The organism is Phenylobacterium sp. Root1290, from assembly GCF_001425305.1.
Classification (GTDB): domain Bacteria; phylum Pseudomonadota; class Alphaproteobacteria; order Caulobacterales; family Caulobacteraceae; genus Phenylobacterium.
Window position 1 is genome coordinate 59,058 of the sequence record NZ_LMEE01000004.1, and the last position, 18,210, is coordinate 77,267.

16 protein-coding genes are annotated in these 18,210 nt (G+C 64.8%); 13 read left to right on the top strand and 3 right to left on the bottom strand.

Going from position 1 to position 18,210, the window contains the following annotated elements; translation table 11 throughout:
• Positions 1-45: 45 nt before the first annotated feature.
• Positions 46-2,568: an ATP-binding protein gene (locus tag ASC79_RS18465; protein WP_056025895.1), complete on the bottom strand. Its 2,523-nt coding sequence runs from the start codon at positions 2,566-2,568 to the stop codon at positions 46-48.
• A gap of 180 nt (positions 2,569-2,748) precedes the next feature.
• On the opposite strand from ASC79_RS18465, the gene ASC79_RS18470 reads away from it, so the two are divergent.
• Positions 2,749-3,090 carry a DUF2171 domain-containing protein gene (locus tag ASC79_RS18470; protein WP_235528825.1) on the top strand — a complete coding sequence of 114 codons (342 nt, stop codon included), beginning with the start codon at positions 2,749-2,751 and terminating at the stop codon, positions 3,088-3,090.
• Positions 3,091-3,181: 91 nt separating this feature from the next.
• Here ASC79_RS18470 and ASC79_RS18475 read toward each other — a convergent pair whose 3' ends face one another.
• Complete coding sequence (locus ASC79_RS18475; protein ID WP_056025896.1) at positions 3,182-4,168, bottom strand: sensor histidine kinase; 987 nt, start codon at positions 4,166-4,168, stop codon at positions 3,182-3,184.
• Between the two features lie 304 nt (positions 4,169-4,472).
• Between ASC79_RS18475 and katG the strand changes: the two genes are divergently transcribed.
• From katG to ASC79_RS18490, 3 genes are all read left to right on the top strand, one after another.
• Positions 4,473-6,668 (top strand): catalase/peroxidase HPI, encoded by a 2,196-nt coding sequence (gene katG / locus ASC79_RS18480; protein WP_056025898.1) that lies wholly within the window; start codon positions 4,473-4,475, stop codon positions 6,666-6,668.
• Between the two features lie 238 nt (positions 6,669-6,906).
• A complete protein-coding gene (locus ASC79_RS18485) occupies positions 6,907-7,890 on the top strand; it encodes an NADP-dependent oxidoreductase (protein WP_056025900.1) in 984 nt (327 codons plus the stop codon).
• 82 nt (positions 7,891-7,972) lie between these two features.
• Entirely contained in the window at positions 7,973-8,629 is a 657-nt protein-coding gene (locus tag ASC79_RS18490) for a pyridoxamine 5'-phosphate oxidase family protein (RefSeq protein WP_056025902.1), read from the top strand.
• On the opposite strand, the gene ASC79_RS18495 is transcribed toward ASC79_RS18490, so the two are convergent.
• On the bottom strand, positions 8,626-9,054 hold the full coding sequence (locus ASC79_RS18495) for a VOC family protein (protein WP_056025904.1): 429 nt from the start codon (positions 9,052-9,054) through the stop codon (positions 8,626-8,628). The genes ASC79_RS18490 and ASC79_RS18495 overlap by 4 nt on opposite strands.
• 275 nt (positions 9,055-9,329) lie before the next feature.
• Here ASC79_RS18495 and ASC79_RS18500 point away from each other — a divergent pair, with 275 nt between their 5' ends.
• The 9 genes from ASC79_RS18500 (at position 9,330) to ASC79_RS18540 (ending at position 18,210) form a co-directional block, all read left to right on the top strand.
• Positions 9,330-9,527: a hypothetical protein gene (locus ASC79_RS18500; protein ID WP_056025906.1), complete on the top strand. Its 198-nt coding sequence runs from the start codon at positions 9,330-9,332 to the stop codon at positions 9,525-9,527.
• Positions 9,528-9,930: 403 nt separating this feature from the next.
• Positions 9,931-11,676 carry a methyl-accepting chemotaxis protein gene (locus ASC79_RS18505; RefSeq protein ID WP_056025908.1) on the top strand — a complete coding sequence of 582 codons (1,746 nt, stop codon included), beginning with the start codon at positions 9,931-9,933 and terminating at the stop codon, positions 11,674-11,676.
• 2 nt (positions 11,677-11,678) lie between these two features.
• Entirely contained in the window at positions 11,679-13,076 is a 1,398-nt protein-coding gene (locus tag ASC79_RS20860) for a chemotaxis protein CheW (protein ID WP_082532243.1), read from the top strand.
• On the top strand, positions 13,073-14,161 hold the full coding sequence (gene cheB / locus ASC79_RS18515; RefSeq protein WP_056025913.1) for a chemotaxis-specific protein-glutamate methyltransferase CheB: 1,089 nt from the start codon (positions 13,073-13,075) through the stop codon (positions 14,159-14,161). Before ASC79_RS20860 ends, cheB begins: the two co-directional genes overlap by 4 nt.
• A gap of 38 nt (positions 14,162-14,199) precedes the next feature.
• Positions 14,200-14,997, top strand: coding sequence for a protein-glutamate O-methyltransferase CheR (locus tag ASC79_RS18520; RefSeq protein WP_235528826.1), 798 nt, complete (start codon positions 14,200-14,202; stop codon positions 14,995-14,997).
• A gap of 1 nt (position 14,998) precedes the next feature.
• Positions 14,999-16,900, top strand: coding sequence for a chemotaxis protein CheA (locus ASC79_RS18525; RefSeq protein WP_056025918.1), 1,902 nt, complete (start codon positions 14,999-15,001; stop codon positions 16,898-16,900).
• Positions 16,897-17,181 (top strand): hypothetical protein, encoded by a 285-nt coding sequence (locus tag ASC79_RS18530; RefSeq protein WP_056025920.1) that lies wholly within the window; start codon positions 16,897-16,899, stop codon positions 17,179-17,181. The genes ASC79_RS18525 and ASC79_RS18530 overlap by 4 nt, the downstream gene beginning before the upstream one ends.
• Positions 17,171-17,563: a response regulator gene (locus ASC79_RS18535; RefSeq protein WP_056025922.1), complete on the top strand. Its 393-nt coding sequence runs from the start codon at positions 17,171-17,173 to the stop codon at positions 17,561-17,563. The genes ASC79_RS18530 and ASC79_RS18535 overlap by 11 nt, the downstream gene beginning before the upstream one ends.
• Complete coding sequence (locus tag ASC79_RS18540) at positions 17,560-18,210, top strand: chemotaxis protein CheX (RefSeq protein ID WP_056025925.1); 651 nt, start codon at positions 17,560-17,562, stop codon at positions 18,208-18,210. The genes ASC79_RS18535 and ASC79_RS18540 overlap by 4 nt, the downstream gene beginning before the upstream one ends.

Genomic DNA, 18,210 nt, shown 5'->3' on the forward strand with positions numbered 1-18,210 from the left:
AGGCCCGGCGCAAGGCCAAGCCTCTCCTGCCCATGCGCGGCGACGTCAACGCACCTGATCGCTTGCACGGTGACTAATCGTAGAATCTGGCTCGGGCATCGAGCTTGCGAACCCATCGCTCAGCGTTCGCGATAATTCCTCGATCGAGTAGGGTTTTCGCAGGAGCAGAAACCCATGGTGCGCATCGGCCGCCAACGCGTCGCTATAACCGCTCGTAAGGACCACCCTGATCATCGGCCACCGACGCCGTATTAACCGGGCCAATTCAACGCCGCCGACGCCCGGCATGACGACATCGCTGAAGACGAGGTTGAACCCTTCATCGCCTTCCAACCGGGTGAGGGCGGAGTCCGCGTCGGCGACCCATTCGGCGCCATAGCCAAGGTCGCGAAGCAGTTGCGTCGCGAACTCGCCGATCTTCGGATTGTCTTCGACCACAAGGATCCGCCCCTCATGGCGATGCTCGGACGCAGCTGGACCGAGCGGGATTTCGGCGACCGTTTTCACCGATCGAGGCATGTAGAGGGTGAACGTCGCGCCCCGCCCTTCACTGCTATCGACCGTGATGTCGCCCCCCGATTGTTTGGCGAAACCATAGACCTGGCTGAGGCCAAGGCCGGTGCCGCGCCCGACTTCCTTCGTCGTGAAGAAGGGCTCGAATATGCGGCTCAGGGATGCGGGAGAGATGCCCGTTCCATGATCGGTAACGGCGACGGCGACGAAGTTATCCTCCGCACTCAGCTCGGCGCTCACCAAGTCCGGACGCCGGGCAGGAAAAATCCGCACCATGAGGCGTCCCTCGCCATCCATGGCGTCTCGGGCGTTCACGGCCAGATTTATAAGCGCGGTTTCGAATTGGCTGGCGTCGGCCTCCACCACGCAGGGCTCACCTGCGATGTCCACTTCCAGCGCAATGCGCGCCCCGAGCACCGAACGAAGCATTTCGCCGAGGGCTGCGACCTTCTTGCGGACGTCAAAGCTCTCCGCGGTGAGGGCTTGGCGCCTGGAGAACGCCAGAAGCTGACTTGTAAGTTTGGCGGCGCGGTCAGCGGTTTCGGCGATGGCGTCAATATATCGCCGCCGTCGAGCGGCAGGGAGATCTTCCTTTCGGAGCAGGTCGGCAGAGGAGCGGATGACAGTGAGGAGATTGTTGAAATCGTGAGCCACGCCGCCGGTAAGTTGCCCGATCGCCTCCATCTTCTGAGCTTGCCGTAGCGCCTCCTCAGCATGGCGCAGTTGCTGGGCCTGCAGCTTCTCCGCAGTGATGTCGCGCCCATAGCCATACATCAGGCCGTCCTCGCTGGCGGTGTTCCATGAAATCCAGCGCCACCCACCCTGCCGCGTGCGATAACGGTTCTCAAAGCCGGTGACGTCTTGGCCTGCAGTGCACTGGGCGAGGGCGACCCGTGTGAGGGCGGCGTCTTCTGGTTCAACAAAGTCTTCCATTCGCCGGCCGATCACATCGCTGGCGTCGTGACCCAAGACCCGCGTCCAGGCTGGGCTCACGGAGCGGAAGACACCCTCGCCATCTACGACCACCATGAGATCGCGCGCATGGGTCCAGATCCGGTCCGATCGTCGGCGCTCGGCCTCTACGGCCTTGGCCTGGGCGAACGCCCCCGCCGCCCGGTCTGCGATCATCTGGGCCAGGTCCAGAAGGCCAGCGTCACCGCGGCGGTGCGGGTTGAGTCCCAGGACCAGAGTCGCGGCGCGCGCACCCTGCGAACCGGGCACAGGAACGATCAAGGCTCGCGAAGGAGGAAGCGACCAACCGCCCATTGGATAGGTGAGGGCCAGATCCAACGGATGCTCGCAGATTCGGGCCTCCCCCTTAAGGGGCCAGGGGTGCTCAATCAGCCCCCCGGCCTTGGCCGTTGCGCTGTGACCGATCAGATCACCCGCAGGACCTTCCACGAAGACCAGCGCGAACGGAAAGTCCTCCGTGTTCCTCGCCAATCCTTCGCATAGCCCTTCCAACACGGCTTCCTGGCTCATTGCGCCGATCAGGCATTCGCTCAGGCGCCGCACCGTCTCGAAGCGCCGTTCGCTGATGACGCGCTCGGTCTCCTCGGTGACGATGCACATCATGCCGCGTACGTCGTCACCCTCCCGCAGCGGACTGTAGGAGAAGGTGTGGTAGGTTTCTTCCGGGTAGCCGTTGCGCTCCAAAAGCAGGAGCAGCGCCTTATTCCAGGTTGCGCGGCCCTCACACATTACCGCCGCAACCTGTGGCTCAACATCGGCGTAGACTTCGCGCCACACGGTCTGGAAGGGCTGGCCCAGCGCCCTTGGATGCTTCTCCCCGAGCGTGGGAATGTAGGCGTCGTTATAGAAGAAGCTGAGCCCTGGCCCCCAGCCTAGCCACATCTCGAAGCGGGAAGTCAGCATCATGCTGAGCGGCCCGGTCAGCTCGGAAGGCCAAGCGTCGGGAGACCCTAGGGGCGATGCTTCCCAGTCGAAGGCGCGCATCCTGCGCGCCATCTCGCTGTCGCCAGGAAAAATCCGGTCCAGAGAAATCCGCCTGTCGGCCCCCACGTGCGCGCCCCTATCCTTAAGCTTGACGCTCAAACGCACGTCCTGGGCAAAGGGTCCGCCGGCTCATGCAAGCCCCACAGCCCGTCATGTCGGCTCCAGCGCCTGCGCCGCCATTTGCCGTTCTGGCGTCCGTTTTAGGCCGCACGGCGCCCATGCACTTCCGGAGACGCAAGAGCGTAATGGCCGCCTCGATGCGCTGTGGAAGGCGGCCAGTTGACGTCGACGCTCGCGGAACAGCCCGTGATCCACGTCGTTGATCCGACGCTAGCCAAAACAAAGGAGCACCACATGACCGATCTCTCGGCCATCAGGGAACATATGGAAGTCATCGGCGCGGACGGCGTCCATCTCGGCACGGTCGACAAGGTCGAAGGCGGCCGGATCAAGCTTACACGCGCAGACAGCGGCTCGCATGGCGATCACCATCACTATCTGTCGGCCGCGCTGGTCGCCTCAGTCGAAGGCGATCAGGTCCGACTTTCGGCGAACGCCGACAACGCCGCCCTGCTCGAAGAAGAAAAAGGCGGCGAGGCCATCGCGGACCGGAACGAATAGTTCGGCGGCTTTCGCGCCGCACTGGTCGAGCCGCACCAGCCGCCATCGTGCTTGGCGAGGCCTCGATTGGCTCAACGTCCATCGAGGCTGGTCAGGTCGCCCCCAGCTTTTCGCTCTTTTGGCTTGGCCTGCCCCTACAGTGGAGCTCCACGCTTGAGCCGGAGGGCCCGGTCTTCCACGTGATCGAGCCCAATCCAGCTGCGAGGGAATTGACTAGGCGTAGCCCAAGGCCATTATCATTCGCGCGATGCTCCATACCGCGTCCATTGTCGGCGACCTGCAGCACAAGCCCGTCCGGCCCGCTCTGCGCCTTGACCGTCACCCTTCCCTCCCGCGCGTTCTCGAAGGCGTGCTTCACCGAGTTGGTGACGAGCTCATTGACGATCAGTCCAATGCTGACGGCGTCTTCAGCAGTGACCTCGGCGGGATCGCATTCGAATTCAATTTGCACGCGATCGCCTTCAAGCAGACTGGAGGACAAGCGCTCCACCAGCCTGCCGAGGTAGGGTTGGAGCTGCACCTTGTCATGCGCCGTTTGCTGATAGAGCATGGTGTGCAGATCGCTGATCGAGCTGATCCGGTCCGCGGCCTTGACTAGCGCGAGAGCGACCTCAGGTTTCTGTGAACGGGCCTGCAGGGCGAGCAACGATGCGGCGATAGTGAGATTGTTCTTCACGCGGTGATTGAGTTCCAGAAACAGCGCCGCTTGCCGCTCAGCGGCTTGATGGCGCGCCGTGACATCAATGAAGAACTGGCCGAAGTGACGATCCGACAGCCGCATCATGTGCACGTCGTACCAACGTCCTCCTTCTGCGTCTGCAAACTCAAAGCGTACGGACTTTCCCGCCAGAGCCCGCCCGCAGGCGCTGATCCAGCGGGTGTCGGTATCAGGCCTAGCCTCCAGTTGGCGTCGCCCAACGACTTCGGCGGCGCCGGCCACACGACTGCAGAACACGGGGTTGGCTTCACGGATCCAGTAGTCGACGAGGCGCCCGTCCGGCCCGACTATGGCTTCGCAGACCACAAAGCCCTCGGACATGTTTTCGAACACCGCACGATAGCGATCCTCAATATCCATCCCTCTCTCTGGGCTGTCAGCCACACGACCTCATGTCAGACTGTCTGAGCGCTTCGCGCGCCAAGGCCTGAGATCATTCAACTTCCCAGACAGATAGACGATCCAACACGATGTCTTCGGTCGCTGGCGAAGAGTCCTTTTGCTTCAGCGCTCGATGGTTTGTCTGCGGCGGGGTTAGGCTTAGGTCAGCGGAAAAGACGGGTTCCATAGACCCGATCAATGGAGACAACAGAGTTTTCCCATTGGTCAGGAAGAAATGCCGGGCATAGGCTTCCGAAAATCGTCGTTACGGGAGGACTTCGAGATGGATGACGCAACCCCGCTTAATGACCCGCGCAAAGAGCGCGGCGCTCTGCGGTCGCTGCTGGGGCGCACCAATCGCGACTGGTGGCCCAACCACCTTTCCCTGGAAATCCTTCGATCCGGTGACCCCATGGACGAGGGATTTAGCTACTCCGACGCCTTCAAGAGGCTCGACTATCAAGCGGTCAAGCGTGACTTGACCGCATTGATGACCGACAGCCAGCCCTGGTGGCCGGCAGACTACGGCCACTACGGCCCCTTCTTCATCCGTATGGCCTGGCACAGCGCCGGAACCTACCGCAGCGGCGACGGCCGCGGCGGGGCAGGCTCAGGTCAGCAGCGTTTTGCGCCGCTGAACTCGTGGCCCGACAACGGCAACCTCGACAAGGCCCGTCGCCTCCTCTGGCCGATCAAGCAGAAGTACGGCGCCAATCTCTCCTGGGCGGATCTGATGATTCTGGCGGGCAACGTGGCGATCGAGTCCATGGGCGGACCTGTGTTCGGCTTCGGCGGCGGCAGGGCCGACGTCTGGGAGCCGGAACGCGACGTCTATTGGGGCACAGAGGAGCTATGGGTCGGGCAGGAAGGAAACGAGACCCGCATCCAGCCGGAGAAGAACATGGTGCTGGAGAGCCCCCTGGCGGCGATCCAGATGGGCCTGATCTACGTCAATCCCGAGGGCCCCGGCGGCGTGCCCGACGCTCTGCAGTCGGCGCGAGATATTCGCGAAACCTTCCACCGCATGGGGATGACGGATGAAGAGACCGTCGCATTGACGGCGGGGGGACACACCTTCGGGAAGGCCCACGGAGCTGGCGACGCCTCCAAAGTCGGATCTGGCCCCGAAGGCGCCGATATCGCCCAGCAGGGCCTGGGCTGGCAGAGCGGCCACGAGAGCGGGATGGGCGACCACACCATCACCTCGGGCCTGGAGGGCGCCTGGACACCCACGCCGATCAAATGGGACAACACCTTCTTCCATATGTTGCTCGATTACGAGTATGAGCTGGTGCGCAGTCCCGCGGGCGCCAAGCAATGGCAACCGGTGGCCCAAAAGCCTGAGGACATGGCGCCTGGCGCTCACAGTCCCGATCGCCGCGTCCCCACCATGATGACCACCGCCGACATGGCGCTGAAGATTGACCCGGGCTTCCGGGAAATCTCCGAAGGCTTCCGCGACGATCCGGAGCGCTTCGCCGACGCCTTCGCCCGAGCCTGGTTCAAGCTCTGTCATCGCGACATGGGACCCAAGGCTCGCTATCTCGGACCTGAGGTGCCCGCCGAGGACCTGATCTGGCAAGATCCGATCCCCGTGCAAATTGGCCCCGTCATCGACGCCGCCGACATTTCGGCGCTCAAGGACAAGATCGCCGCTTCGGGGCTCTCGGTCGCCGAACTGGTTTCTACAGCCTGGGCGTCGGCCTCGACCTATCGTGGCTCGGACCACCGCGGGGGAGCCAACGGCGGTCGCCTGCGCTTGGCGCCTCAGAAGGACTGGGAGGTCAACGACCCCATCAAGCTGGCAAGAGCCCTCAAGGCCTATGAGGACATTAAGACCAGCTTCGATGGCGCGAAGTCGGTCTCCATCGCCGACCTCATCGTGCTTGGCGGATCGGTCGGCGTAGAGAGGGCGGCCGCGCAGGCCGGGTACAGGGTGGAGGTTCCCTTCACGCCCGGCCGTACGGACGCCTCGCAGGAGCAGACGGACGTGGAGGGCTTCGCAGTTTTGGAGCCCCGGGCGGACGGGTTCCGCAACTACCTGCAGGTAGCGTTCAACGTGCCGACCGAAGAGCTGTTGGTCGATCGCGCCCAGTTGCTCGGCCTGTCCGCTCCCCAAATGACTGTCTTGGTGGGCGGCCTGCGGGTCTTGGAGGTCAACGCCTGCGGCGTGAAGCACGGAGTTCTCACTGATCGGCCCGGCCAGCTCACCAACGACTTCTTCGTCAACCTGCTCGACATGAAAACTGCTTGGAAGGAGATCGACGCCCATGGCGACGAGGTGTTCCTCGGCACCGACCGCCTGACTAAAGAGGAAAGGTGGACCGCCACCCGAACCGACTTGGTGTTTGGCTCCAACTCTCAGCTTCGCGCCATTTCCGAGGTCTACGCCTCCGCGGACGCGGGCGAGAAATTTGTTAGGGACTTCATCTCGGCATGGACGAAAGTCATGAACGCCGACCGGTTCGATCTGGTGTAGAGTTTGGAAACGCACAGGGTGGGGATCTGCAGGTGCGAAGGTCCCTGCGGGTCGCTTCCCCCTTGCGTAGTGTCGCCCCCGATGCGCTTCGGGGGCGACACGCCTATGCCGCCCCCCATGAAGCGCGTCAGCCTGGCCCCGGGGGCCTCTAAAGCGGAGATTTCGGCGCCCGTCCCTTACCGGCGCCCCCTTGCCCCCCTAGGTTGGAGCCACAACTGAAGCCGACACCAGGGCCGCCATGACCACCACTGAAGAAATCCACCTCGTCCGCCGGCCCCGCGGGGTTCCTGAGCCCGATGACTTCGCGCATGTCGAGGCGAGCGTCGGGGAGCCGTCCGACGGCGAGGTGACCGTCGAGTCCCTCTGGATGTCGGTCGATCCCTACATGCGCCCGCGGCTCGACTCAGATCAGCCGCTGGACGCTCCGCTCCTCGGCGGCGGTATCGGCCGCGTCGTGGAATCCCGCCACGAGAAGTACCGTGAGGGGGACCTCGTGCGCCACAGCGCCGGCTTCCGAAAGCGCTTCGTCTCCAACGGCAAGGGGCTCTCCCTCGTTCGAGCCGATCCGCAGATTCCCTTGAGCGTCTACCTGCACGCCCTGGGCGGTACGGGTCTCACGGCATACGGGGGCCTTCTCGACGTCGGCGCGCTCAAAGACGGCGAGCAGGTTTTCGTCTCTACGGCGGCGGGCGCCGTCGGATCGGTCGCCGCGCAGATCGCCAAGCTGAAGGGCTGCTACGTGGTGGGCTCGACAGGTTCGGACGACAAGGCCAAGTGGCTGGGCGAGGAGCTTGGTCTCGACGCGGTGATCAACTACAGGCGCGAAGAGATCGGCCCGCGCCTGGCCGAGGTCACCCCTCAAGGGATCGACGTCTATTTCGAGAACGTCGGGGGCGCCCACCTCGACGCCGCGCTGCCGCGAATGAACGTGCGCGGACGCATTCCGGTCTGCGGCATGATCTCGACCTATAATGGCGAGGGCGAAGGGGTGCGAAACCTCTTCTCCTTAATCTATGGGCGGATCCGCATGGAGGGCTTCGTCGCCAGCGACTTCGCTCACCTCAACGCAAAATTCGTCGAGGAGATGAGCGCCTGGGTGAAGGCCGGAAGCATCAAGTACCAGGAGACCATCCTCGACGGGTTCGATCGCGCGCCTGAAGGCTTGATCGGACTCTTCCGAGGAGAAAACACGGGCAAGATGCTGATCCGCGTCGGCGAGTAGCCCGCTCGGCGTCGGCGAGCGGGACCGCTTCCCCGCCCGCCGACCCAGGCGCGCGCGCCCCACCAAGTCATTGAGGCCAGAGATGTCCTACGGCTTCCTCGATATCGCGATTACGCCGAGCGTCCTTGAGGCTCAGCAGAAGATGGGCGCAGACCAGCTCTGGACCGACTTTGAGGGCGATCGGCCCTCTGATCGGTTCACTGAAAACGAGGCGGCTTTCATCGCCGATCGCGACAGCTTCTACATGGCCTCCGTCTCCGACACGGGGTGGCCCTATGTTCAGCATCGTGGAGGGCCGGCCGGGTTTCTCAAGGTCCTCGATCCGCAGACGCTCGCCTTTGCCGACTACGCCGGCAACCGGCAGTACATCAGCACCGGCAACCTGACGGCGAACGATCACGCCTGCCTGTTCCTGGTCGACTACCCTCGTCGCGCACGTCTCAAGATCTACGCACGCGTGGAGATCGTCGGCCTCACGGCCGATCCGGATTTGACGACGGCGGTGCAGACCCCCGGTTATCGGGCACGGCTGGAACGTATATACAAACTGCGTCTCGCCGCGTTCGACTGGAACTGCGCCCAGCACATCACGCCTCGGTTCACCCAGGCGCAGATCACCGACGCGGTTCGTCCATTGCACGACCGTCTGGCGCATCTCGAGGCGGAGAATGAAGCGCTTCGCGCGCAACTCGCAACGCCGCCTGCCGAGCCTGGCCAGCGAGCGACGCCGGCGTCCTAGAAAGTGACCTTCACGGCGGCCACATTGCGCTGGTGAGGCCCGTGATAGACGGCCTCGATATTGTTGCCGTCGGGGTCGAGCAGAAACGCGGCGAAGTACCCAGGATGGTAAGACCGCTCGCCAGGCGCGCCGTTGTCAATCCCGCCGGCCTCCATGCCCGCCTTGTAAAAGGCCTCGACCATGGCTTGGTTCTTTGCCTGGAAGGCGAGGTGCACACGCCCAGTCAGCTCACCGCCCGCGTTTTCATTGCCGGCGGTGGAGACGAAGAGCTCGTCGACCCAGAAGTAATCCTCCGCCTCGCCGCCAAGCGGCATGGCCAGCGCTTCAAATATCTTTCCGTAGAAGCGGCGGCTCGCACCGAAGTCCTTCACGACCAGTTGGATATGGTCGATCAGCCGGCCGCGATAGATTTCCTGAGTTTCCATGCGATGTCCTCCATTCCGCATGACCAATAATATTCGGAAGGCGTTCGATAGACATGCTGCGGGGCAACGCCGAGCATTCAAGAGCAGGTGATCGACATACAGCACGAACGACAGGAGGGTCGCGGCAACGTGATCGAAGAGCACCTGTAGTGCTGGACAATTCCCCATGTGCGGCGCAGTATAAGCTATCGCGAAGAGGGGCTTCCCGGCATTCCGCGACTGGAAATCTTGGGATCTGATCCCACGTGTTGCCGCCAAAAACGGGAGCAGATTCATTGGAAAGCTATACGTTCTATCCAACCAGTCCGAGCGGAATTTCGGCGACCTTCTCTGTGGAGTATTGCGACAACGACGCTGAAGCCTTGATCGAGGCGGTCCTCCTCTTGGAAGAGCACGGCAGCGCCGAAAAAGTCGTGATCTGGCAAGGCCCCCGAAAGGTCATGACCTGCTATCGGGCCGAGGGCGTTCACTGAGCCCCCCTGGACGGTTGGGACAAAAATCGGATCAGCGGCCAACGGTCTCACTTTAACATAGGTTAGGGACGCAAGTCGCTCCTCAAGGCTAGGCCAAAGCGTCGGCAAGTATTGAGCCGACAGGTCAAGGGAACCAGCCGCAAGCTTGACCGTTAGCTGCGCCGTAGACGGCCAGCGTGCGTTCCATGGCGCGCCGACGGTGGCCTTTGAACAAACGAGGGGCGGCATGGCGCTGGTCAAGAAATCGGCACTCGCCAACAAGCGGGCCAAGCCTGTTGAACCTCAGACGCCATCGGCCCCGGCCACGCCAAGGCGACGCGCAGATGCGCGGCCTGCCAAACCTGCGTGGGGCGAAGGGCTATCCGAGCGTCTGGCGGCCGCCACTCAAGAGCTCGCCAGCGGCATGACCGAGGGCTCGGCTGCGGCCGAGGAGCTGCAGCGCGCCATGCACGCGATCTCGGAGGGCGCCGAACAGGCGGCGAGCGCGGCTCACCAGTCCCTCGCCTCGGTGGAGGCCATGGCCGCTGCGTTTTCCCACTCAAAGAGCCTTGCCGGCCGCAACAGCAATAGCGCCGCGTTTCTGGAGACCGAGCTAGCCGACGCCGCGGGCCTTATCCAGGATTGCGTGGAGGCCGTGGAGACCAACGCAGAGCGACAGCTAGGATCGATCAAGATGATCGAGCAGCTCGAGACTGAATCCGGCGCGATCGCCGAGCTCAGCGCCAAGGTCGCCGATCTCTCGGATCAAACAAACATGCTAGCCCTCAACGCGGCGATCGAAGCGGCGAGAGCTGGCCACGATGGTCGCGGGTTCTCCGTGGTCGCCGATGAGGTCCGAGCGCTCGCCGAAACGTCGGAGCGACGCTCAGGGGAGGTGAAGACCCAGGCCGAGCGCATTGGCGTTGAGGTCCGCGTCATCGCCGAGCGACTGCGGCGCGCGGCCAGCCTGGCCGCCCATGAGGCTTCGCGCGGCCGTCAGGCTTCCGAAGAGTTGGTCGCGTTGCGCGCCGATCTCCGTAGTTTGACGACCGCGAGCCAATCGATCCTGAACGCCGCCATGGAAGCGGACATCGCCGCGCGCGAAGCGCAGCTAGGGGCCGAAAGCATCTCCAGCGCTGCGGAAGAACAGGCTGCGGCCGCCGCCGAGGCGCAACGCTCAGTCGCCCAGCAGGGGAGCGCGCTTGATCAAGGCAGGCTGGCCGCTGATGGTTTGGCCGCCATGGCCGACACTCTGGGCGAGGATCAGGCCGAGGCGCAGAGCCAGGAAATTTCCGCGGCGGCCGAGCAATTGTCGGCGACCATTCAGCAACTCGCCGGCAGCGCCGCGGAGATCCTCGTGGCCATCGACCAGATCGGCCGGGGCGCCCAGTCCCAGTCATCGGCCACGCAGGAGGCCGCCGCCGCCCTGGCGCAGATTGAACGCTCGGTCGAAACGGTCGCAACCGCCGCAGAGCAGTCGTTGCAAGGCGCCGAGAAGGCGCGCGAAAGCCTGGGTGTAAACCGACTGACCGTCGAAAGTCTCGCCAGCGGCATAGGCACGTCTCGCGATGACACCCTGGCGATCGTAGATCTCGTGCAGGACCTGCAGCAGTCGGCCCGCCATATCGAGCGGACAATCGACGCCATCGCGCTGCTGGCGGTCCAAACCAGCATGCTCGCGGTCAGCGGCTCGGTGGAGGCGGCTCGTGCGGGCGATGAGGGCGCGGGCTTTGCGCTGGTGTCGAGCGATATTCGCGCTCTTGCGCGCACGGCAGGCGAGAGCGCGGAAGACGCCAAGGATCTGGTTCGAAACACCCAGGCCCTCATCGGTCAGGTGCTCCGCGACCTGGACCAGATCGCCGCGACAGCGGCCCTTGAGGGGGCCAAGAGCCGGCAGATCGTCGAGCGCCTGGACAGGGTGGCCGAGGCGGCGGAAGACGTTGGGACCGCCGGCGCCGAGATCAGCCGGGCCGTAGACACTGTGCGCGGCGGAGTTGGCGAGGTCCTGGCCGGCGTCCAGCAGGTCGCGGCCGTAGCGGAAAGTGCAAGCGCGGCGGCCACAGAGGCCGCCTCGGCCGCTCGCCAGCAGTCGGGCGGCGCCGATGAACTTGCCGCTGCGGTCGAGGAGATCGCACTATTGGCCGACGAACTCGCCAAGGCGCGAACCTGATCGTGGCGCCCAGCGCGCTCTTTCTGACCCTCTATGTCGGTGCGGACGCGATCTACGTGGCCGCTGGCGATGTGAGTGAAGTCGCCCGCCGTCCCTTGATCACGCGAGTGCCTGGCGCGGCCGCAATGATCGAAGGACTAGCGAACGTCAGGGGAAAGGCCGTACCGGTCGTCTCCGTGGCGCGTTGGTTGGACCTGGCCCTGCCGAAGGACCCGCAAAAATTCGTGCTGCTCTCAGGAACGCCCGCGTTAGGCCTGATGGTCGATGCGATCGGCGACCTGGTGGAACTCCCCCTCCCCGGCCAGGCGCCGCCGCCCCTCTTGCTGCGGCGCGATGACGACGGCCGCCTGCACCCCCTGGAACTTGGCCGGCTGCTGGCAGATCTCGAAGCTCATGAAGCAGGTCATGCACGACCAACTAGCTCCCCGCAGTCGTCGCTCCCCAAGACCTCCCCGGCCGACAAGGCCTCCTTCGTAACCTTTCAGCTGTCCAGACGGACCTACGCCTTGCAGCTCTCTGAAGTCTTGGAGGTGATGCGCCTTCCCCGCGAGACGCTCATCGCGCCAGGCGCGGACCCCTCGGTCGTCGGCGTTGTGGAGTGGCGGGGACGTCCGCTTCCGATCATGGATCTGCGCCTACTGCTCGACCTTGCCCCCCTTGACCCGTTGCGGAACGTGATCGTCGCTGAGTTGGGCGGCAGGCCGGTCGGTCTGGGAATCGAGGCGGTGGGCTCAATCCTACGTCTGGAGCAGGTGCGGATCGATCCTGTCCCGGCGGCGATCAATCAAGGCGATGGGGAAACCCAGGTTGTCTCGATCGCCCGTCCGCCCCGAGGCGGACTGGTCGCCGTGCTGTCGACGGCGCGACTGTTTAGTGTGGCCCGGGCGGCGGCGATCTCCGAGCAGCCCCTCGCCGAACGCGCTCAGCATACCTTGAACGAACCGCGATCGCCGCACCTGCTCTTCCAGCTTGCCGACGAGACCTACGGCCTGGCCTTGGACGGGGTCGAGGCGATCGCCGAGGTGCCGGCCACGATGACCCGTCTTCCCTCGGCTCCGGCCTTCATCGTTGGGGTGGCCGACCGGCGGGGCGAAGCCATGCCGGTGATCGATCAAGGCGCGCGTCTCGACCTGCCCGCGGCGGCGAAGGGAAAGGTCATCGTCACGCGGGTGCGCGGAGCGGGTCTGGCGGCGTTCCGGGTGGACGCCATCCTTGGCATCCAATCCCTCGGCGCCTCGCAGATCACCCCGTCGCCAAGGCTCGGTGCGGCAAGCGCATCCTTCCGGAACGTCGCCGCAGTGGGCGATGATCGCCATCTGATCCTCCTGGCCCACGCCGAGGACCTGCTGGCCACGGCTGAGCGCGACATCCTGCGCAGCGCCACGACGGCTTCATTGTGACCCGCCTGCTGATCGTTGATGACTCCGCGCTCATGCGTCGATTGCTCTACGAGCTCTTCGCCGATGCGGGCGGCTTTGAGATCAGCGTGGGCCGCGATGGGCGCGAAGCGCTGGCGATGCTTGAAGAGATCAAGCCCCAGGTCGTTGTGCTGGACATCAACATGCCAGGTCTCGACGGGCTGCAATGCCTGGACGAGATCATGCTTCGGCGTCCCTGCCCCGTCGTCATGTTCTCCTCGCTCACCTCCGACGGCGCCGAACAGACGGTGCAGGCCTTGGCCCTGGGAGCCGTCGACTACCTCGCCAAGCCTACGGGCGCGATTTCCCTGAAGCTGGCCGAGTTCGGCCCTCAACTGGTGGAGAAGGTGCGGGCGGCGTCGCTCACCAAGGTGTCCCGGGCCCGCCGTTTGCGGGAGCGTCTGGCTCTGAACGCGCCTCCGGCCGCTCCCGCCGCCTTTGCGCCTCGCCAGGCGCCGGCCCGCACTGGACAGACTGCGGCGACAGGCGCCGCGCCGCGCCTGGTGCTCGTAGGAGCGTCCACCGGCGGCCCGCCGGCGCTCGATGCGCTCCTCGGTCCTTTGCCTGAGCGCTTCCCTTGCCCCATCGTAGTCGCCCAACACATGCCAGCGACGTTCACCGGGCCGCTGGCCCATCGTCTGGACCGGATATGCGCTCTCCACGTGGTGGAGGTCGCAAGGCCTGAGCGCCTAGAACCTGGTCACGTCTACATCGCCCGTGGTGAGGCGGACGTGATCATCAGCCGACGGAAGGCCGGGTTGTTCGCCCTGCCCGCGCCGGCCAGCAGCGTCTATCGCTGGCACCCGAGCGTCGATCGCCTTGTCGCTAGCGCGCTTGAACAGCTTCCCGCCAGCGACCTCCTTGGCGTTCTGCTCACCGGGATGGGCTCGGACGGGGCTGCTGAGATGGCCCGGATCTACGCAGATGGCGGAACGACGATCGCCGAGGCCGAGGAAAGCGCCGTCGTCTGGGGGATGCCCGGCGAACTTGTTCGTAAAGGCGGGGCGCAGATCATCGCTCCTTTGGAGGAGATCGCCTCGCGACTGCTGGCGAGGGTGAGCGCTTGAGCATTCCACCCCTCGCCCCCATCCTCACGGCCGAGGAGTTGCGCAGCTTCAGCGCCTTTCTCTACGAGCGGACAGGCATGACGTTTGGTGAGACCAAGCGCTACTATATCGAGCGCCGACTGCTTGATCGCGTCAACCGCAGCGGCGCGGGCACGGTTGTGGCCTATCTCGCCCGCCTTCGCCACGACAGCGCCGAGCAAGAGCGCATCGTCAGCGCCTGTACGGTCAACGAGACCTACTTTTTCCGCGAAACCCAGCAGCTTCAGGCCCTGAGCAACGCGCTGCTGCCCAAGATCGCGAACAGCCGCGAGCCTGGCGATCGCATACGCATATGGTCGGTGCCCTGCTCTACCGGCGAGGAGCCCTATTCGATCGCCATCTGGCTGCTCGAGAATTGGCCCCTGGTCGACGCCTACAATGTCGAGATCGTCGGATCGGACGTGGATCTCCAAGCTCTCGCCGCGGCCCGCGAGGGGCGTTTTGGCTCTCGGGCGCTCAGTCGCCTGCCCGAGAAGCTGGTGTCGGACTACTTCGAACCGGCCGCACGGGGCGCAAAACGCATCATCGGCGATTTGCGGGAGTCGGTGACCTTCACTGCGGCCAACCTCGTCGACGCTGCAAGCATCCGTTCGCATGGGCGCTTCGATGTGATTTTCTGCCGCAACGTGCTGATCTATTTCGACAACGCCTCGCGCGCCCTGGCGGCGCACAATCTCCATGATGCGCTCACGCCCGGCGGATATCTTTGCCTGGGCCACAGCGAGTCCATGGGCCGTCTCGACGGGCGCTTCGCCGCAGTTCGGATGGACGACGCCACCGTCTATCAGCGGGCCTGAGATGGACGAGCTTCTCGAACAATTCCTGATCGAGGGACCAGAGCAGGTCGCCGAGGGATGTGAAGCGCTCATGACGCTGGAGGTTTCTCCAGGCGACAGCGAAGCGCTCGACCGCGCGTTCCGCGCCATTCACACCCTGAAGGGCTCAACAGGGCTATTCGACATGCCCGCCATGGCCACAGCGCTGCATGCGGCCGAGGATGTGCTGTCCGAGCTCCGCAGCGGCCGTCGCAGGGCCGACGGAAAGCTGATCGACGCCATGCTCAGAACGCTGGGCCAGTGCGACGCCTGGATCGCGGGCATGGCGAGCGGGCTGGTCCCGCCGATCGGATCCGCGGACGAGTTTATCGCAAGCCTTGCACCTAGCACGCCGTCCGCCGGTGTGGAATCCACCGTCGCGTTGCGTGGTCCGCCGGATTGGGCGGTGGAGCTCGCACGCCGTGCCGCCAAGGGCGCGGCACAGATGACCGTGGTCGAGTGCATTCCCGATCAGCAGGCTTACTATCGCGGCGAGGACCCCCTGGCTCTGGCGGCGGCGACGCCGGGCCTGGCGGCGCTCGAACTACAGCTGACCGACGCTGCGCCGGGCGAGCCCTACGATCCCTACATCTGCCGGCTGAGTTTCCGACTGGCCTCAACGGCTGACGCGGCCGAGGTGCGCGCGGTCTTCAAGTCGGCCGTCGGTCAGTTCGAGCTCTACCGGGTTGAGGTGGTCGCGCCTACGAAATCCGCGACGAGCTCACGTCTGCAACGCATCGATCAAGGGCGCATCGATGCGCTGGCGGCGACAGCGCAGGATCTGGCCGCCGCAAGCGCCGGACTGACGAGTTTGGCGACCCGGGCCGTGGCCTCCTCAGCGCCCCAGTCGGCCGAGCTCATCGCGCAGTCGGCTCTGCTGGCGCGCGCTGTCGGCCGGTTACACGATGAGGTCATGGCCCTGCGCATGGCGCCGCTCGCGCCGATGCTGCGCCGCTACAGGCGGTTGGCTCGCGAGCTGGCGGGCGAACTGGGGAAAACGGTGGACCTGAGGATCGACGACGACGGGTTGGAAGCCGACCGCGCGGTGATCGACGCCTTGGCCGACCCTCTCACCCATCTGGTTCGAAACGCCGTCGATCACGGCGTTGAGCGTCCTGATGAGCGCAACGCCGTCGGCAAGCCGGCGAGCGGCCGGCTGGTGATCAGAGCACGCAGGGCCGGCGCGCAGCTGATTGTGTCGCTCAGCGACGACGGCCGCGGGCTCGATCTCGACAAGATCAGCGCCAAGGCCGTGGAACGCGGCGCGGTTTCGCGCCAGGCGCTGGAGCGCATGGCGCCGGGCGACATCAGCAACTTGATCTTCCTGCCGGGATTTTCCACCGCGGACGGAGTCAGCCAGGTCTCGGGCCGCGGTGTGGGCATGGACGCCGTCAGGAGCGCAATGAGCGCTATCGGCGGCGAGGTCTCGATCAGCAGCAGGCCCGGCCAGGGATCGGAAGTCGTCCTCGTCGCACCGTTCAGCATGACGATGAGCAAGATTGTGGTGGTGCGCGCGGGCGCGGAGCGGTTTGGCGTTCTGCTCGATCAAATCGGCGAGACGATCATCATCCGCCCTGGAGAAGTGCATCCGATCCGCGCGCGGCACGCGATAGAGTGGCGCGATCAGACCGCGCCGTTGTTCTCACTGTCCGAGCTTACCGGCGCTGCAGAGCGTCCCGACCTTATGCAGGCGCAGCGCGCGCTGGTCATCGCCACCCCTGCCGGCCCGGTCGCCGTGGCGGTCGATCAGGTGATGGAGCGGCTGGACGTCGTGCTGCGTCCGCTGACCGGGATGCTGGCGCGCACGCCAGGCGTCGCCGGAAGCACGTCGCTCGGCGACGGCGCCCTACTGCTGGTTCTCGACCTGAAGGCGCTTGTGCCATGAGCGTGCGCCTTGATGAGGACGCGATCCGCCTGGAGGGTGATTGCCCCGCTGACGACGCTGAACGTCTGGTCGTCCTGATCGAGGCGGCGCCTGGGTGGCCTATCGACCTGTCGGCCTGCGGGCGGCTACACACCGCGGTCGTGCAGGCTTTATTACACGCCGGCTCGAGGCTCATTGGCGATGCGCCCGTCCCGTTCGTGCGCGACCACCTAGCTTTGGCACTGCGCGCCACCCGCGCTCACATGACCGACCCCACTAAGAGTAAATCCGATGACAAGTGACACCAATCCCACAGTTCTGATTGTCGACGATAGCAAGCTAGCCAGGATCGTGGTGGGCAAGGCGATCTCCGCCCTGCAGCCGCAGTGGACACGCATCGAAGCCAGCAATGCCGAGGAGGCGCAGGCGCTGCTGCAGCAAGGGAGCATCGATCTCGTGATCCTGGACTACAACATGCCCGGACAGAACGGCCTGGAGTTGGCGGAATCGATCCGCGTCAGCCACCCTGACATGCCGATCGCTCTGGCCACCGCCAACGTGCAGGACGAGATCATCGCCCGGGCCCGCGAGGCGAACGCCACCTTCGTTCCCAAGCCGATCACCGAGCAGGGCCTGCGAGACTTCATGAGCGGCGCGGCGCTCAAGTTGCGACGCTTGGGATGACCGCCTCCGTCAACCTGACCGAGCTTGAACACGATGCGCTTACCGAACTGGTGAACATAGGCGTCAGCCGCGCGGCCTCTTCGCTGCGCAGCATGGTCGGCGAGCAGGTGTTGCTTTCGGTGCCGTCGGTAGATGTCGTGACCCGCATGGCCGCCGCCACCCTGATCCGCGAGCGCGAGAGCGAAGAGCTTGTCGCCGTCCGGCAGGACTTCGAAGGCGCCTTCTCGGGCAGGGCTATGTTGATCTTTCCCCAAGCCAACAGCCTTGAATTGGTGAAGGCTGTGACGGGCGACGACCTCGACGCCTGCGAAGTCAGGGCGATGGAAATGGAGGCGCTGGCCGAGACGGGAAACGTGGTGCTCAACGGGTGTCTGGCGACAATGGCCAACCTCCTACGCCGTCCGCTGACCATGTCGCTTCCTGAGGTGGTGCGCGGCGACGGCAAGCTGTTCTTCGAGATCGAAAACCCGCCCGAGGACGACGCTGTCGTCCTCTTTCTCTACATCAACTTTACGATCAGCGGCCGGGACATCCGCGGCTACATCGCCATGTTGATGGACCTGCCCTCGCTGAGGGCCTTGAAGGAACTGGTTGGCGAATTCATCGCCAGCGTCATGGCGACTGATGACCTCGGCGAGTTAGGCTGA

Coding starts and splice junctions, on each gene's coding strand:
- ASC79_RS18535 (WP_056025922.1), top strand. CDS start 17,171: ATGACAAGTGACACCAATCCCACAGTTCTGATTGTCGACGATAGCAAG.
- ASC79_RS18485 (WP_056025900.1), top strand. CDS start 6,907: ATGACCACCACTGAAGAAATCCACCTCGTCCGCCGGCCCCGCGGGGTT.
- katG (WP_056025898.1), top strand. CDS start 4,473: ATGGATGACGCAACCCCGCTTAATGACCCGCGCAAAGAGCGCGGCGCT.
- ASC79_RS18540 (WP_056025925.1), top strand. CDS start 17,560: ATGACCGCCTCCGTCAACCTGACCGAGCTTGAACACGATGCGCTTACC.
- ASC79_RS18495 (WP_056025904.1), bottom strand. CDS start 9,054: ATGGAAACTCAGGAAATCTATCGCGGCCGGCTGATCGACCATATCCAA.
- ASC79_RS18505 (WP_056025908.1), top strand. CDS start 9,931: ATGACCGAGGGCTCGGCTGCGGCCGAGGAGCTGCAGCGCGCCATGCAC.
- ASC79_RS18525 (WP_056025918.1), top strand. CDS start 14,999: ATGGACGAGCTTCTCGAACAATTCCTGATCGAGGGACCAGAGCAGGTC.
- ASC79_RS18490 (WP_056025902.1), top strand. CDS start 7,973: ATGTCCTACGGCTTCCTCGATATCGCGATTACGCCGAGCGTCCTTGAG.
- ASC79_RS18475 (WP_056025896.1), bottom strand. CDS start 4,168: ATGGATATTGAGGATCGCTATCGTGCGGTGTTCGAAAACATGTCCGAG.
- ASC79_RS18530 (WP_056025920.1), top strand. CDS start 16,897: ATGAGCGTGCGCCTTGATGAGGACGCGATCCGCCTGGAGGGTGATTGC.